Origin of the sequence: Lacimicrobium alkaliphilum, from assembly GCF_001466725.1 — a bacterium.
GTDB lineage: Bacteria > Pseudomonadota > Gammaproteobacteria > Enterobacterales > Alteromonadaceae > Lacimicrobium > Lacimicrobium alkaliphilum_B.
This window is the reverse complement of the sequence record NZ_CP013650.1, coordinates 164938-181502: the sequence shown is the minus strand read 5'-3', so window position 1 is coordinate 181502 and position 16565 is coordinate 164938. Positions and strand designations below refer to the sequence as shown.

The window sequence follows — 16565 nt, the reverse complement described above, 5'->3', positions numbered from 1 at the left end:
TAACTTAAACGGCCGCGTATTATACCTGAGCCTCAGGGATAAGCGAATGGAAAGCCTCTGCCAGCGCCTGTGGACACTCCAGTGGTGCCATATGGCCACAGCCCTTTAGCAGGGTGAAACGACTGCCGGGGATCTGCCTGTGCATCTGCTGCATTTTCTCAACCGGCGCAACCTGATCATATTCAGCGCCGATAACATGAATATTCAGGCCGCTGCTGGCCAGCGCGTCGGTAAGATCGCTCCTTTGTGAGGCCGACTGCAGATGATATTTAAGTACGCTGGGGCCCAAATCCTGCTCCATATCGCGGATGCTCTGCACCGCCTGCTGCCCATTGGCGCCATTGATATTCACCATCTGCGCCAGTCGTTTTTCCGGCATCGGCCCCACCGGCCCTTTTTCCAGTGCCCGGATAATCTGCTGGCGCTGCTGTTTCTCATTGACGGTCAGGCCGGCACTGCAAAATCCCACCAGCGTCAGAGACGCTATCAGTTCCGGATTCGCCAGGGCAAAACGACAGGCGATATAGCCGCCCATGGAAAAACCAAACAGATGCACTTTATCTGCCGCCACGGCATGTTCAGTCAGGCCATCCATCTGCTCCAGCGTTTCGGCCCATTGCAGGGGTACATAACGCCGCTCAGCCAGCTGCATTTGCCGCCACAGGGGCAGAAACACCCGTTCATCACACTGAGTGCCGGGAAGAAACACAACAGGTTGCTGCTTTTGCATCTCAATGCTGCCTTTTATTGGTGAGGACTCATGGTTGCGGTTATCATATCAGCTCAATCCGCAGTATTCAGGACAAACCCGCCCCGTGACAGAGTTTTCAGATAACATTCTGCAATGGTTCGATGATCATGGACGCAAGGATCTGCCCTGGCAGTTAAACAAGACTGCTTATTCTGTTTGGGTCTCAGAGATCATGTTACAGCAGACTCAGGTCAGCACCGTCATCCCTTACTATCAGCGCTTTATGCAGCGTTTTACCGATATCAAAAGCCTCGCCGATGCCCCGGAAGATGAGGTCTTGCACCACTGGACAGGCCTGGGCTACTACGCCCGCGCCAGGAACCTGCACAAAGCCGCACAGATTATCCGCGATCAGTACCAGGGCCGGTTCCCCGATGAATTTGAACAGGTGGTGGCCCTGCCCGGTATTGGCCGCTCTACTGCCGGGGCGGTGTTATCGCTGGCAAAAAACCAGCACCATGCGATTCTTGATGGCAATGTAAAGCGGGTACTGAGCCGCTACCGCGCAATTGGCGGCTGGCCCGGCGAAAAGGCGGTGGAAAAACGCCTGTGGCAACTGGCACAGGCGCTGACCCCACAGCAAAGGGTTGCCGATTATAATCAGGCGATGATGGATCTCGGCGCCAGCCTCTGTAGCCGCAGCAAACCCGATTGTGAAGCATGCCCGGTAAATGCAGGATGTAAGGCCAGGCTCAGCGACCGCCAACATGAATTTCCCGGCAAAAAACCACGCAAAACCCTGCCGGAAAAGCACACTGTGATGCTGCTGCCAAGCTGGCAGGGGCAGATCCTGCTCTATAAACGCCCCCCTTCAGGGTTATGGGGCGGGCTGTGGGGCTTTTATGAAGTGGAACATCCACAGCAGGTAGCGGCAATGGCAGAAAAACTGGGCCTGAGCTTATTTGAAACGCTGGAGCTGGAGCCCTTTCGCCACACCTTCAGTCATTTTCATCTGCATATACAACCGCTGTTGCTGGAGCTTAAAGCGCCGCCAAATGCCGGTGCCGTGCATGAAGATCAACAGCTTTGGTACGATCTCAGCAAGCCAGCCAACGTAGGACTGGCCGCGCCAACCAGCAAACTTTTTAGTACACTGAGCAAAACGCCCCGACAACAAAATTAGGAAGTGAACATGAGCCGCACCGTATTTTGCCAATACCTCAACAAAGAAGCCGAAGGGCTGGACTTCCAGCTGTACCCCGGCGAGCTGGGCAAGCGCATCTTCGACAATATTTCCAAGCAGGCCTGGACCGAGTGGCAGAAAAAACAAACCATGCTGATCAATGAGAAAAAGCTCAATATGATGGACGCCGAACACCGCGCCATGCTGGAAAAAGAAATGCAGGCATTTTTGTTTGAAGGTAAGGATGTGAAGATCGACGGCTATGTGCCGCAGCAGAAAGACTGATAACGAGATCCCTTTAAGGGGTTTTCCGCCCTTTTCTGTTTATTCCTTGCGCAAAGGCACCGAATAGCAAAAAAAGAGGTTGACTTGCGCGGTGCAAATCCGTTTAATACGCACCCACAGCGCGCCCAGATAGCTCAGTCGGTAGAGCAGTGGATTGAAAATCCTCGTGTCGGTGGTTCGATTCCGCCTCTGGGCACCATTAATAAATAAAAAAAGCCCCGCTTGAAATACAGCGGGGCTTTTTTTATTTAAAACACTGCCAGACGCTCTCACGCGGCAAGCCGCGTTAGATTGCTCACTACATCCCTGTAGTTCGTCGCTTCGCGACCATCCTTCGGATGTCCAAAATGGTTCCTGACCATTTGGTCCGCCTCTTTACATACAACTTTTCTTTTGGGGCTCAGAGGCGGATGAGAACCACCGCCTTGTTCGACAAAAATGCCGGGAGCATTTTTACTCGCCACATCCTTGTGGCTCACCTGCTTCGCAGGCCCGCTTGAGCGGTTGCGGATTGCTCCCGGCAATCAGGCTGGACGCCCGGAGGGCGGGCCGAAGGCCGAGTCCCAGGGACGGGACGAGCATTCCGCCTCTCGACTCACTACATCCCTGTAGTTCGTTGCTTAGCGACCATCCTGCGGATGTCTAATGTTCATATCTGCCTTCCCCTTACGCATATCTGTACAGAGCATAGTGAGAAATGCTGTGCCCACTTGACTCTCTGCCAATCAACGGTATTTTCTAACATTTACATCCAGATAAGAAAATATATCTATGGATAGCTTCGATAAGAAAATATTATTCGAACTGCAACGTGACTGCTCGCTGTCACTGGCGGAGTTGTCTGAGCGTGTGGGCCTCAGCCAGACGCCTTGCTGGCGGCGTATTCAGATGCTGGAAAAACAGGGAGTTATCCGTAAACGGGTAGCGTTACTTGACACCGAAGCGGTAAACCTTGGCCTGACGGTTTTTGTGCACTTGAAAACCAACCAGCATAATCCCGAGTGGCTTGGCTCTGTGGCGGACTTTGCCGAACGCGCGCCTGAGATCACTGAGTTTTATCGTATGAGCGGTGAAACCGACTATCTGCTTAAGGTGCTGGTGCCGGATATGAAGGCCTATGATGAATTTTATAAACGCTTAATCAGCCAGGCAGGCTTTTCTGATGTCAGTTCCAGTTTTGCCATGGAGCAGATGAAGTACTCCACCGAGGTGCCTCTGGACTATATTCACAAATAAAAGGGCCTGCCAGGAATAATTTTCTACGATTATATTAATTGAAGAAAACAGTTCTAATCTTCTGTGCTTTGAGCCTGATTGCGTAAACTTTTTCTAAGGCTGCACAGGCACAATAACTGACCTACACGCACGGATTGAGAGCGGAAATGAGTCAGTCAGAACAGCACTTCGAAAGATTCAGAAATCAGATTATCGGCCAGGATCTGGAATACCAGCTGGGTGGTGCATCCCGGCATATCCTTTATGCAGACTGGACAGCCAGCGGCCGTCTGTATGCGCCTGTTGAACAATATCTTACCCATCAGCTCGGCCCCTATGTGGCCAACACTCATACCCAGACCAATCTGACCGGCTCAACCATGACCCATCTGTATCATGAGGCACAGCAAGTTATTAAACGTCATGTCAATGCAGACGAGAATGATGCCCTGATCTGTGCCGGTTCCGGCATGACCACGGTGATCAATAAGCTGCAGCGGATGATGGGGTTGAGATTACCGCAACATGCCCGGGCAGAGATTAACGAAGAGCAAAAACCGGTCGTGTTTGTGACCCATATGGAACATCACTCCAATCAGACCACCTGGAATACCTGCCAGGTCACCGTCGAAGTAATAAACAGAGGAGATGACGGCAAACCCTGTGCTGAACACCTGCAACAACTGCTCACAAAATACCGCAGCAGAGCCGTGAAAATCGGTTCATTTACCGCCTGCAGCAATGTCACAGGAATCAAGACCGACTATCACGCCCTGGCGAAAATTATGCACCGACACGGCGGTATCTGCTTTGTGGATTTTGCCTGCTCGGCGCCTTATGTGGATATTGATATGCACCCTGGGGATCCGGAACAGAAGCTGGATGCGGTGTTCTTCTCTCCACACAAGTTCCTGGGTGGCCCCGGCAGTAGTGGAGTTCTGATCTTTGATAAAACCCTCTACACCAGCCAGTATCCGGATCAACCCGGCGGTGGCACAGTGAGCTGGACCAACCCCTGGGGGCAGCAGGGCTTTTACGATGATATCGAAATCAGAGAAGACGGTGGCACCCCGGGTTTTCTGCAAGCTATCCGGGTAGCGCTGGCAATTCAGGTGAAAGAAGCCATGGGCACTGCGGCGATGCTGAGACGGGAGGCAGAACTGACGCAGATACTGATGGACGGTCTGGCGGCCATTCCCGGTGTCTGTGTGCTGGAAGAAAACATCAGAGACCGGCTGTGCATCGTGTCTTTTTACGTGACAGATCTGCATTACAATCTGATGGTCAGATTGCTGAATGACAAATTCGGCATCCAGGTTCGCGGCGGATGTAGCTGCGCCGGTACTTATGGCCATATTCTGCTGCAAGTCGACAAGATACAGTCCGAGTCCATTACCAGTAAGATCGATCAGGGTGATTTGTCAGAAAAACCCGGCTGGGTGAGAATCTCTCTGCATCCCACCAATACGAACGAAGAAGCCGGTTATATTGTCGATGCGGTGGCGCAAGTGGTCAAAAATGCCTCACGCTGGGCTGAAGATTATCAGTTTGCTCCGCATCTGGGCGATTTCATCACCAAACAGCAGACCAGATTGCCATCGCTGACCGAGTTTTCCTCATTGCCAGCAACACCTGAAAACACCGGCGCGATAATGAAGCCAACAGGAACACAACGCTGGCTTAAGCGCCTGGTCGCCAGTCTGAGCGAGAAAAGCACGGGTTAAACTCGCAACGAATTTGGCCTTCATACGGGCTATTTTGCACCTGCACCCCGGACCGCCATATTTTTGTCTCCTGTTTCAGGCACATAACTTGCTAATCCTGTTACGGATTTGAGCAGGTAGTGGAATGAGTTCCGGAATATGGAGATATGATGAAAAAAATTGCAGCAACACTGGCTCTGTTAACGCCAATTGCCGGGCCTGCGGCAGAGGATTCTGTTCAGGAATATGCAGGTAAGGTCACCGACCTGATGATCACTAAAACCGGTAATGTTCTGGTCGGCGTGAATCAGGATGACGATAACGTGCTGGCTTGTCAGGAAGGTGACTGGCCGCTGATTTTCCAGTCAGATTCCGGTGTCGGTCAGAACTGGCTGGATTTTCTGATGCTGGCACGTAATACCAATCAGAAAATCCGCATCGGCTATTTGCCCGCCCATAGCAGCCGGTGCGCCGTGGAATACGTGGCGGCAACCGCTGCAGATGGCTACGGTGATGGTTCTGATCCTATCGGTGGTGAGGATGACAAACTGATCGAAACCGGCATTTACGGTAATATCGCCCTGATTGACAGTAACGGCCTCACTCAGGCCAGTTTCACAGCCAGCAGTTATTACCGGGATGACGTTCCTGCTGCTGCATTCGATGGCCATACCTGGTCTGACAAAGTGAATGAAGACGCCGGGCAGAAAATTAATCGTGGCTTGTGGTTGTTGCGAAGGGAAGAAAACAAGGATGCCTGGATCCAGGTCGATTTCGGTCAGAAAGCCAACATTTCAGGTATGCGTATCATACTCAACGAAAAAGCCTCACAGCTGGGCAGAGGGCCAAGAGATGTAGTTGTGCAGGTATCCAATGACGGCGAAAACTTCGCTGATCATGAGTCCTTCAGGCTGTCTAATATCGCCGACCAAACCGGTAGCTTCAATTCTGCGATTGAGGCCAGATACCTGCGCCTGCAGATACTCAACAATTTCGGTGATGCTAACTATATCGAAATTGACGAACTGGAACTTTACCAAAAACAGTAATCGCTTCTGGTTGCCGAATATCAGGCCGGCATGCCTTATCCGTGTCCGGTCTGACAGACTTATTCCGAACTTCATCAATATTGATCAATACGGTTATACCGGACAATGAGAGGGGATTACTGGCGATTGATTTGCTAAACGCCTATACGTTGATCTGCAAAGATGAGGATACAGCAATGCAAAAAGTAACCGGAATGGGTGGTCTCTTTTTTCGCGCCAAAGACCCCAAATCCCTGGCCGCCTGGTATGAGCGCAACCTGGGCATTACTCGGGTTCCACAGGATTATGATACTCAACCCTGGCAGCAAAGCGCGGGGCCAACCGTATTTGCACCATTTTCCAGAGACACCGATTATTTTGGCCGCCCAGAGCAAATGTGGATGATCAACTTTCGTGTGACTGACCTTAGTGCCATGGTTAAGCAACTGGAGAGCGCCGGTATTCCGGTGGAAGTCGATCCTGAGTCTTATCCCAATGGCCGCTTTGCCCGCCTGTACGACCCTGAAGGCAACCCGATAGAGCTCTGGCAACCTGAGCAATCCGGCTAACAGGGCATTTTAGTCATACGGAAACCGGTTTACTCAATCCTCTTCTACCAGAAATGGATCAGCTATAGGTTGATATGAAGCCGGCTTATCGATTGGGGTAACGATCAGTTTCGCCGGAATTTGCGGGGCTAACAAGTCACTGAAAATGTCAGTACTGGTAACACTTTCATCCAGCCAGAGTGACAGCGTGTCATCTTGCTGCGGCAGAATCAGTGGCATGGATTTAACATGAATATCCACCAGTTTAGGATGTGGTGGTAGCGTAATCACGGAACAGGAAAGCATGTGCTGACCCGTTCCGTGATGATGCCACTCCCTGCACAACCCCCCCAGAGCAAGCGCTTCACCAGGCGCCGCTTCCAGATCATAGTAATGAACAGGCTTGCCATTCTGGTACTCGGTTTCACCAAAGCCTTTTACAGGAATGATACAACGGCTATGACGGTAAGCATGGAATCCTGCGCTACTGGGAACATCCAGTTTATCGAAACGGGTATTAAAACTGGCAAAGCGGGAAGGCTTAAACCCCTCAATTGTCGGCTCCAGTAACAACCACCAAATAGCGTTTTGCATGCAGCGTTTGCCCTGGATTTGTCGCACTACAGATACCGGCTGCGCAGCACGAATAAAACGGCTGAATAGTTGCCCCTGTGCAGGCCACAGCGCTATGTCGAGCTGATCACAGAGTTCTCTGACACCAGGATCGTCGATTACATTGAGTCTGCCGCACATTTCCAAACGCCGCCAAAAATCCAAGCCACAGCTAAAAGGCTATCACCGGTGATTCCCCAAGTCATGCCTGATGCAGGTTTAGCCTTTGCTGATCAGCACCTCTGGCAGGGGCCAGCTTGCCACAAACTGCTCTCCCTGCCAGTCCTGTATTCTCAGCCATAACTTATCGCCGGCACCTATCTGCTTTGGAGCAATAGCATGCACATGCTGAGAATGACGATTGCCGTGCAATATCCCGGTGTCTCCCTGTTGCAGGCGACTCAAAGGTAGCGGCTCTGGCCCGATACTCACAAAACCCTGGCGAATACTGTCAATCCGCCCTGACGAGAAAGTCAGGGTAAAATCCTTCACATAGTCATCGTGGTGGGCGTAGGGCTGCTCCATATCCGCCGGCATCAGGGTAATTTCATAAGGCCCCACTTGCTGACTGGCCCAGGCATCGGGGAACACGGGCGTCAGTTGCTGATATAAAAACCAGAACGGCAGGATCAACACCAGGCCATTGAGTTTGTACTTGTGCCGCTGCCAGAAGGTATCCTTGCGTCTTGCCATCAGTTCATCCCCTCAGCCAGAGTTTGCCCCTGCACTTTTGCCCGGCGCTGACGTGAGGCACGTACCGTACGACTGCCCCAAATCATAAAGCCGGTGATCGACATGCCAGAGAGGATCAGACCGAATATAAACCAGATAATCTTGGTCCAGATACCGCCAATAGTGCCGTAATGCAGCGGGTCGGCGATATGCGAAAGGGTTTGCAATGCCGTCATATTGGCCGGTTCAATGGCCTCTGCAAGCTCTCCGGTCCAGGGATTGATGGAGAGGCGGTATGAATACTGATCATAAAAGATATGATCGCCACCCCCCATCAGTTTATACATATCGCGGTTATGCTCTGGCATCATCAGATAAGCGCCCTTGAAGTCAGGATAGTGCTGCCTGGCAACATCCATGGCTTCGGAGAAACTGATCATAGCCGGTGCCTGCTGGCCGGTTACAGGCAGCTGGCGGGCCTCTACCAGCGGAGCATGGGGCTCGATATCGATATCCGCATGCCAGAAAATTTGCTGGGTCAGGTACCATAAACCGGTCAGACTCATCAGCATCAGGAACCAGATAGACCAGACACCAGCCAGCCGGTGCAAATCGGTGAGCAGTGTCTTACGACCCTGAGTAACACGTATTTTGGGGCGGGTAAAAGCACGCCAGAAGTTTTTATATATCACCAGCCCGGTTACCAGCGCACCCAGCATCACAATACTCATGGCTGATACCAGGTAGTAGCCCAGGCTGTAGCTACTTTGCCAGGGAAACAACAACCAGCCATGTAAAGAACGCATAAAATTGATAAAGGTGATGTCCTGGTTAATTTGCTGGATCTCACCGCTGTACTGATTCACATAGGCGATAGCATAAGGTTTGTCAGCATCGGTAAAAACCACCGCGTTGACCAGATAGGGTTCAAAGGTCATTACCGTGCTCACATCGGCGCCTGGGTAGGCCTGCTCAACCCGCTCAACCAATTCCGCCACAGGCTTGGCCGGCAGATTATCCGGGTTGCTGGCGCGGGCATTGGGGTTGGTCAGCCAGGTCAGCTCGTGACTGAATACGGCGATGGTGCCTGTGATGCACACAAAACAGAATATCAGCCAGATCGGCAGGGAAAACCAGCCATGCAGCCTGAACCAGAAACGTTGACTCATTTTATCTTGCCCGCAAAAGAGTAAAATCCAATGGCAGGATAATAAAAGGAATACGAACGATTATCAATTCCTGTTAATGCAAATAGTTTTCATTTATACTCCGCGCTGTTTAATTTTATTCAATCAGCAGGAGCCTCCATGACCCCAACCGGACCACGCACGTTCACCCCTTCGCGACTCAACACGGCACTGTCTCTGGCATTGCTGTCCGTCTGCAGCCTGCCACTCGCCAACGCACAGGAACAAAATGAACAACAGTCTGTCGAGCGCCTGGAAGTGCGGGGCAGCCGTCTGGATAAGGCCAGTACGGCCACAGGTTTACCGTTGACCCTGCGCAAGACCCCACAATCGGTATCCATTATCGGTAGTGAATTTATCGACAGTTTCGCGCTTGAGAGTATCGCCGATATTATGACCTTCGCACCGGGGCTTCAGGCCCAGCGGGCCGAAACTGACCGCTATTTTTTCCGCGCCCGGGGCAATGACATCACTAACTTCCAGTTCGATGGTGTACCGGTTAATTACAACAGTTTCTTCAACGATGCGGTCACCGACACCATCATTTTCGAGCGGGTCGAAGTGGTACGCGGTGCAACCGGCCTGCTCACGGGAGCGGGTGAACCCTCGGCCGCCATCAACCTGATCCGCAAACGCCCCAAAGCCGAAGGCGGCGGATATATCAATGCCCGTCTCGGTTCCTGGAACCAGCGGCGTCTGGAGCTGGATCACTCTCTTTCATTGTCCGAAGACGGGGCGGTCAATGCCCGTGTTGCCGGCGCCTATGAACAGGGTGACAGCTACGTGGATCTGGCTGAAAAAGACGATCTGCAACTCTATGGCGTGATCACAGCCGATCTCAGCACCCAGACCCGACTCACTGTGGGTCTGGATCACAGCCGCCGCAATCCGAAGGGCTCAACCTGGGGTGCCCTGCCATTGTTTTATGCCGACGGCAGCCCGGCCGACGATTTACCTGTGTCCACCACCACTGCGGCTAACTGGACAAAGTGGGAGCGGGACGGCACCAATGCCTTTGCTGCGATCGAACATGCCTTTGATAACGGCTGGGATGTGCATGCCGAGCTGGAGCGCCGTGAAGGCGAAATGGATGGCCACCTGCTCTATGTGTTCGGCCTGCCGGATAAAGAGACAGGCCTGGGCATGGGCACCAGCCCGCTGATTTACCAGTCAAAGCGCGAACAGGATGCGTTACGTGTCATGGCCTCCGGTCCCTTCTCTGCTCTGGGCCGCGAGCATAACCTCACCGCAGGTTTACTTTATTCGCAGCAGGACATCAGCTCCGATTCATTCAGCGCTCTGGAGGCCGTACCTGTAGGCAACTTTCTGGAATGGGACGGCAGTGCAGCCAAACCGCCGTTTACTGAAGAACCCTCGAGCTCAGGTTCTGAGACCATCACTCAAAAAGGCGGCTACCTTGCCGCGCAGTTCAATCTGCATGATCAGTTCAATCTGATCCTCGGCAGCCGTCTCAGCGATTATGAAGTAGAGGGTGCAACAGGCAATTACGAACACGGCAGCGTCACCACCCCTTACGCCGGGCTGGTGTACGATCTTACTGATATGATTTCTGCCTATGTCAGCTATACCGAGATTTTTCAGCCTCAGGATGCCAAAGACATCAACAGCAGACGGCTGGATCCGGTTGAGGGCAGCAATGCCGAAATCGGCGTCAAAGGAGATTTCTTCGGCCAGGCGCTGACCGCCAGTTTTGCCCTGTTTAAAGTGGAAAAAGACAATGTTGCCATACTCGATCCCAACTTCACTGAGCCTTTACCCGATGGCAGCTTCCCCTATATTGCCGTCAAAGGTGCCCGGAACAAAGGCTATGAGCTGGAAGTCAACGGTAATCCCAATGACCAGCTGGATCTGTATTTCAGCTTTACCCACAGTGAATCTGAGCAGGCCAATGGCAGTCCTTTTAAAACCTACCTGCCTGAAGATATGATAAGGCTCAGTGGCCTGTACCGGATTAGCGACCAGATAAAAGTTGGTGCCAATATCAACTGGCAGAGTGAAATGGTGAACCCTGGCGTGGGCCCCAACGGCGAGAGTGCCCGACAGGATGCCTATACCCTGGTCAACCTGATGGCCAGCTATGACATCAGTGAACAGTTACAGGCGCAAATCAACCTCAACAATGCGCTGGATAAAAAATACTACTCCAGCATAGATTTCTATAATCAGGGTTTCTGGGGTCCGGAGCGTAATCTGCAGGTCAGCCTGCGTTATAGCTGGTAATTCGTCAAACAGCCCGGCAATTCCGTTGCCGGGCGTATTTCGCTGCTGTAATAATCAACAAAGGTTAAATCCCCTCCCCAGTATAAAAAACCACCATCTCGGGCCGATAGTAAGTCAGGGGGTAAGGTTATGCGGATTGAATCACACCAGGCCAGCTTTGAACTGGCACAACAGCGGTTATTTCATCATCAGCGCCAGGTTATTGGCGAACAAAAATTTGCACGTAATCCGGCAGGTGATAATCAGCAGCAACACAGTGCCCCATTCCCAAAAACCGAAGCAGAGCAGTCACAAAGCGAAGATATCGCCTCAACTGATGAAGACTACCGCCAGATCCTTAAGAAGAGGCTGATTGAACTGATGTCAGGTCGTGAACTGGAATGGTACGATCCCAGTCAAATAAGCAACAAGAATAATCAGTCTGAATCAGAGCCGCAATCCTCGCAGCCTGAGCCTGGAACCAGATTATTGGTGCGGGAACAAACGCTGGATTATCAGGCCTATCAGTTACAATTTGAGCTTCAGGTGCAGGGTAAAGATGGCCTGAGCCGCGCTTTTTCTGCCTCAATGGACTGGGAGCAACTGAATATCACCGAGCGCCTGACTGTGATGACAGCGCAACAGCTTAAAGATCCGCTGGTACTGAACTTTGACTGGCAGGCGGTAAGCTTTGATGGCGACACCTCTTTTGACCTGGACGGTGATGGCAAAACTGACGCTCTGCCTACCCCCCGGGGTAACGCCGGTTATCTGGTCAAAGATATTAACAACAACACCAGAATAGATGGACCAGCAGAACTGGCAGGCGCAAAAAGTGGTGATGCCTGGGCCGATATCCGCCAGATGGACAGTAACGGTGATGGCTGGCTGAATAGCGATGATAAATCCTTTGAGCAGCTATACTGGTGGCAACCAGGAGCCGGCAGGCAGCTTTTCTCACTTGCAGATCTCAAGGTTGACGGATTGCTCCTGCAAGGTGCTGACACTCAGGCCGACATCGCTCCGCAGGGAAAAGACCAGGCCCGACTGCGTCGCAGTGGGGCCTTTATCTACCAGGGCAACCAACTGGGGCTAATGCAACAGTTCGATTTTTATATCTGAGCTTGCCATCAGCCCGTGCAAAGACGCAGATTGTACTGATGTCCTGAATAATCAAATACAGTGGTATTTTCAGTCCCTGGTCTGAATTCGCTTTACACCCTGCTGCCAGCTGGCATAGAGTCTGTCACGTTCGGCTTTAGCCATTTTCGGGGTAAAGAGTTTATCCTGCTGCCAGAGGGTCGCGATTTGTTCGAGTGATTTAAACACTCCGGCCTGAAGCCCGGCCAGATAGGCCACCCCCAGCGCGGTGGTTTCCGCTATACTGCTGCGCCTGACATTGGCACCGAGCATATCGGCGAGAAACTGCATCAGCCAGTCATTGGCCACCATGCCGCCATCCACCCGCCAGTCTGTTGGCCTCACCCCATCGGCCTGCATAGATTTCTGTAAGTCCTTGCTCTGGTAACATACCGCCTGCAACCCTGCACTGACAATTTCTCTGATCCCGGTATCTCTGGTCAGCCCTAAAATGGCCCCCCTGGCATCGGGATCCCAGTAAGGTGCGCCGAGGCCGGTAAACGCCGGCACCAATAGCACACCATGATCAATATCCGCTTCTTTGGCCAGGGCCTCGGATTCTCCGGCCTGCTGAATCAGCTTAAGGCCGTCACGTAGCCACTGAATGGTCGCCCCGGCCATAAAAATACTGCCTTCAAGGGCATAGGTCACTTCACCCTTTAAGCGATATGCAACAGTTGTCAGCAAGCGGTTTTGTGACTGCAGGGCCTGTTTGCCGGTATTAAGCATCAGAAAACAGCCGGTACCATAAGTGCTTTTGGCCATACCGGATTCAAAGCAGCACTGGCCTATTAACGCCGCCTGCTGATCACCGGCCATGGCCAGAACCGGTACCGGCTCACCTAACAGCTCTGGCCGGGTGCAACCAAAATCGGCAGCATTGTCACACACCTCTGGCAATATACTGCGGGGGATATCAAACAAGACTAATAATTCTTCATCCCATTGCTGGGTATGAATATCAAACAGCAGGGTCCGCGAGGCATTGCTGGCATCGGTGCAGTGGCGCTCGCCACCGGTAAGCTTCCACAATAGATACGTTTCTACAGTGCCAAACAGCAATCTGCCCTGGCTGGCTTTCTCACGGGCGCCACTGACATGCTTCAGGATCCAGTGAATCTTGCTGGCACAAAAATACGGGTCCAGCAGCAGCCCGGTTTTAGCCTGCAACCGCTGCTCCAGCTTTGGATCATCTTCAGAAAGTTGTTGGCAATAGGCAGCGGTACGCCGATCCTGCCAGACTATGGCATTGTATACCGGCTCACCGGTCTCCTTGTCCCAGACCAGGGTGGTTTCGCGCTGGTTGCTGATACCAAGGCCAATAATGTCCTTGCCACTCAGCTTGTGGCGGGATAGCAGCGTGGTGCAGCAATACAGTATGCTTAGCCAGAGATCTTCGGGGCAGTGTTCAACCCAGCCTGATTGAGGATAGTGCTGAGGAAACTCCTGTTGCACCATATCCACTATCTGTCCCTGTGGGTTCAGCAATATGGCTCTTGAACTGGTGGTGCCCTGGTCGATACCCAGCAAATAACGGCTCATAAATGTCCTCATTAAAGACAGTTATGATAACCCTATACCATATCCTAACTATTGCACATCCAGTTCTTTGAGTTTGCGGGTCAGGGTATTACGGCCCCAACCGAGCTTTTTGGCCGCATCCTGTTTATGGCCATGGGTATAATGCAGGGCCCGCTCCAGCAGGATTTTTTCCATCAGCCGCTGTGCCTCGTTGAGAATATCCTGCTCTCCGGCCTGTAACTGTTTATCCGCCCAATGGCTGAGCAATGATTGCCAGTTACTGCCATGTTGCTGTTCTTCCCTGCTCAGTGGCTGTTCATAAAGCTCAGGCGGTAAATCTGCCGGAATAATTTCCTGGCCACTGGCCATTACCGTCAGCCAGCGGCACAGGTTTTCAAGTTGCCTGACGTTACCGGGCCAGGGCAACTGGCTTAAGATCTGGCGGGTTTCCTTACCCATCACCTTACTTTCCACCTCCAGCTCCTTTGCCGCCTTTATCAGAAAATGGCCGGCCAGCAACGGAATATCCTCACGCCGCTCCGACAAGCGGGGAATATGAATACGGATCACGTTGAGGCGGTGAAACAAGTCTTCCCGGAATTTACCCTGGGCCACACGCTGCTCCAGGTTCTGGTGTGTTGCGGCAATAATACGTACATCTACGGTTACCGGGCTATGGCCGCCGACCCGGTAAAACTGGCCGTCAGCCAGAACCCGCAACAAGCGGGTCTGAACATCCAGCGGCATATCGCCGATTTCATCCAGAAACAGGGTACCGCCATTGGCCTGTTCGAAACGCCCCTGACGGGTGGTCTGGGCGCCGGTAAAAGCGCCCTTCTCATGACCAAAGAGTTCCGATTCAATCAAGTCCGTGGGAATAGCCGCCATATTCAGGGCAATAAAAGACTCTTTTGAGCGCGGACTATGCCGGTGTAACGCCTGTGCCACCAGCTCTTTACCTGTACCGGACTCACCGTTGATCAGCACACTGATACTGGAACGTGACAGCCTGCCGATAGCGCGAAATACCTCCTGCATGGCGGGGGCTTCGCCGATGATTTCGGTGGCGATGGCCGGTTCCTGATGCAATTGTTGCTTTAGCTGTTCGCGGGCATGAGACAACGCCCTTTTCACCAGATTGACCGCGTCATCGATATCAAAGGGTTTGGGCAGATATTCAAAGGCCCCGCTTTGGTAAGCGTTCACCGCACTATCCAGATCAGAGTGTGCGGTCATAATAATCACCGGCATGTTGGCAAACTGCTTGTGTACCTCCTGCAAAAGCTCCATGCCGTCCATCTGCGGCATACGGATATCCGATACAATTACCTGCGGGGGTTGCTCAGCATTGAGCTGCAACAGTAAGTCCTCCGGGTTATCGAAGCTGTAGCATTCAATATCGGCGCTTTTCAGGGCTTTTTGTAATACCCAGCGGATCGAGCTGTCATCGTCGACTATCCAAACCGGTGCAGCACTCATCAGGCTGGCTCCTTCTTATCTATTGGCAGGTAAATGGTAAATTCGGTATGGCCAGGCCAGCTGTCCACTTCGATCTTGCCCCGATGATGGTCAATCAGGGTCTGGGCTATCGACAGGCCCAGACCGGTACCGTCCTGATTGCCGGTTGTCATGGGGTAAAACAGCGTATCTTTTAATTGCTCGGGAATACCGGGGCCGTTATCGATAATGCGGATGCGGGCACACAGCGGATAGCGTTTGCCATGGATAGTCACCTGCCTTTCGATCCGGGTGATAAAATCGATACGCCCCTTGCCTTTCAGCGCCTGTACCGCATTACGGGCGATATTCAGTACGGCCTGCTGGATCTTTTCATCGTCTATCCACACCTCCGGAATACTGGGGTCGTAATCACGGTATAACTCAATATCGGCGATATCATCCAGGCTTAAAAGGGTACGAATCTTTTCCAGCACCTTATGCAGGTTGTGCCATCTGAACCGCGGCGGCTGGTTGGGGCCCAGCAACCTGTCTACCAGATTCCGGAGCCGGTCGGACTGCTCGATAATCAGCCCGGTATATTCCCGCAATTCGTCATCGGCGAGTTCTTTTTCCAGTAGTTGCGCCGCCCCCCGCAAACCACCCAACGGATTTTTGATCTCATGTGCCAATCCCCGCACCAGATCGCGGGCCGCCTGCTGCTGGGCCCACTGCTGATTTTCCTGGCTGATGCGTTTAAGGTTGTCGATCTGCTTTATTTCCAGCAGCAAATAGCTGTTGCCTTCTTTTTCGATGCTGGTAGCGGTGATTTCGGCCAGGCTGTGACGACCATCGGCAAAGGTCAGTTGCACTTCGCCATCGGAAAAGCTGTCCCGATAACGTATGGCCTTTTGTAAGCGCGCCGTTTCCAGACTCGAATAAAGGAGGATTTTGTTCAGCGGCTGCCCCTGGAGCTGATTACAGCTCTGCTCGAAAAACGACTCCGCCGCAGCATTAGCAAAGCAAACCTTCAGGGACTCATCTACAACCAGTATGCCTACTGACAGATTGCTCACCAGATTTTGTGCTGACCAGGTAGTCACCGCTTCCCCTTATGAATTGA

The 16565-nt window shown here is 52.4% G+C and carries 15 protein-coding genes and 1 tRNA gene; 9 read left to right on the top strand and 7 right to left on the bottom strand.

The window, feature by feature from the left end; genetic code table 11:
• Positions 1 to 19: 19 nt before the first annotated feature.
• Positions 20 to 730 (bottom strand): alpha/beta fold hydrolase, encoded by a 711-nt coding sequence (locus AT746_RS00935; protein WP_062475147.1) that lies wholly within the window; start codon positions 728 to 730, stop codon positions 20 to 22.
• Between the two features lie 85 nt (positions 731 to 815).
• Here AT746_RS00935 and mutY point away from each other — a divergent pair, with 85 nt between their 5' ends.
• The 7 genes from mutY to AT746_RS00900 all read left to right on the top strand — a co-directional run bounded on the left by mutY (position 816) and on the right by AT746_RS00900 (position 6674).
• Complete coding sequence (gene mutY / locus AT746_RS00930; RefSeq protein WP_062483838.1) at positions 816 to 1874, top strand: A/G-specific adenine glycosylase; 1059 nt, start codon at positions 816 to 818, stop codon at positions 1872 to 1874.
• 9 nt (positions 1875 to 1883) lie between these two features.
• Complete coding sequence (locus tag AT746_RS00925) at positions 1884 to 2159, top strand: oxidative damage protection protein (RefSeq protein WP_062475144.1); 276 nt, start codon at positions 1884 to 1886, stop codon at positions 2157 to 2159.
• A gap of 123 nt (positions 2160 to 2282) precedes the next feature.
• Positions 2283 to 2358: transfer RNA gene (locus AT746_RS00920), tRNA-Phe, on the top strand.
• Between the two features lie 572 nt (positions 2359 to 2930).
• A complete protein-coding gene (locus AT746_RS00915) occupies positions 2931 to 3395 on the top strand; it encodes an Lrp/AsnC family transcriptional regulator (RefSeq protein ID WP_062475142.1) in 465 nt (154 codons plus the stop codon).
• Between the two features lie 146 nt (positions 3396 to 3541).
• The gene (locus AT746_RS00910) at positions 3542 to 5098 is read left to right on the top strand and encodes an aminotransferase class V-fold PLP-dependent enzyme (RefSeq protein WP_082633095.1); all 1557 of its coding nucleotides are present in this window, start codon (positions 3542 to 3544) and stop codon (positions 5096 to 5098) included.
• Between the two features lie 146 nt (positions 5099 to 5244).
• Positions 5245 to 6126: a discoidin domain-containing protein gene (locus AT746_RS00905; protein WP_082633094.1), complete on the top strand. Its 882-nt coding sequence runs from the start codon at positions 5245 to 5247 to the stop codon at positions 6124 to 6126.
• A 176-nt stretch (positions 6127 to 6302) separates the two neighbouring features.
• On the top strand, positions 6303 to 6674 hold the full coding sequence (locus tag AT746_RS00900; RefSeq protein ID WP_062475135.1) for a VOC family protein: 372 nt from the start codon (positions 6303 to 6305) through the stop codon (positions 6672 to 6674).
• Between the two features lie 33 nt (positions 6675 to 6707).
• Here AT746_RS00900 and AT746_RS00895 read toward each other — a convergent pair whose 3' ends face one another.
• The 3 genes from AT746_RS00895 to AT746_RS00885 form a co-directional block, all read right to left on the bottom strand.
• Positions 6708 to 7406: an SOS response-associated peptidase family protein gene (locus tag AT746_RS00895; protein ID WP_062475130.1), complete on the bottom strand. Its 699-nt coding sequence runs from the start codon at positions 7404 to 7406 to the stop codon at positions 6708 to 6710.
• 78 nt (positions 7407 to 7484) lie between these two features.
• Complete coding sequence (locus AT746_RS00890) at positions 7485 to 7958, bottom strand: hypothetical protein (protein WP_062475125.1); 474 nt, start codon at positions 7956 to 7958, stop codon at positions 7485 to 7487.
• On the bottom strand, positions 7958 to 9106 hold the full coding sequence (locus tag AT746_RS00885) for a PepSY-associated TM helix domain-containing protein (protein WP_062475122.1): 1149 nt from the start codon (positions 9104 to 9106) through the stop codon (positions 7958 to 7960). Before AT746_RS00885 ends, AT746_RS00890 begins: the two co-directional genes overlap by 1 nt.
• 138 nt (positions 9107 to 9244) lie before the next feature.
• On the opposite strand from AT746_RS00885, the gene AT746_RS00880 reads away from it, so the two are divergent.
• Positions 9245 to 11365 carry a TonB-dependent siderophore receptor gene (locus AT746_RS00880; RefSeq protein WP_082633093.1) on the top strand — a complete coding sequence of 707 codons (2121 nt, stop codon included), beginning with the start codon at positions 9245 to 9247 and terminating at the stop codon, positions 11363 to 11365.
• 129 nt (positions 11366 to 11494) lie between these two features.
• Positions 11495 to 12466: a hypothetical protein gene (locus AT746_RS00875; protein WP_062475119.1), complete on the top strand. Its 972-nt coding sequence runs from the start codon at positions 11495 to 11497 to the stop codon at positions 12464 to 12466.
• Positions 12467 to 12535: 69 nt separating this feature from the next.
• On the opposite strand, the gene glpK is transcribed toward AT746_RS00875, so the two are convergent.
• From glpK to glnL, 3 genes are read right to left on the bottom strand one after another with little or no spacing between them, the layout of a single operon-like run.
• Positions 12536 to 14026, bottom strand: a complete 1491-nt coding sequence (glpK, locus tag AT746_RS00870) for a glycerol kinase GlpK (protein ID WP_062475116.1) — start codon at positions 14024 to 14026, stop codon at positions 12536 to 12538.
• A 48-nt stretch (positions 14027 to 14074) separates the two neighbouring features.
• Entirely contained in the window at positions 14075 to 15484 is a 1410-nt protein-coding gene (gene glnG / locus AT746_RS00865) for a nitrogen regulation protein NR(I) (RefSeq protein ID WP_062475113.1), read from the bottom strand.
• Positions 15484 to 16545, bottom strand: coding sequence for a nitrogen regulation protein NR(II) (gene glnL, locus AT746_RS00860; protein ID WP_062475110.1), 1062 nt, complete (start codon positions 16543 to 16545; stop codon positions 15484 to 15486). Before glnL ends, glnG begins: the two co-directional genes overlap by 1 nt.
• Positions 16546 to 16565: the final 20 nt, after the last annotated feature.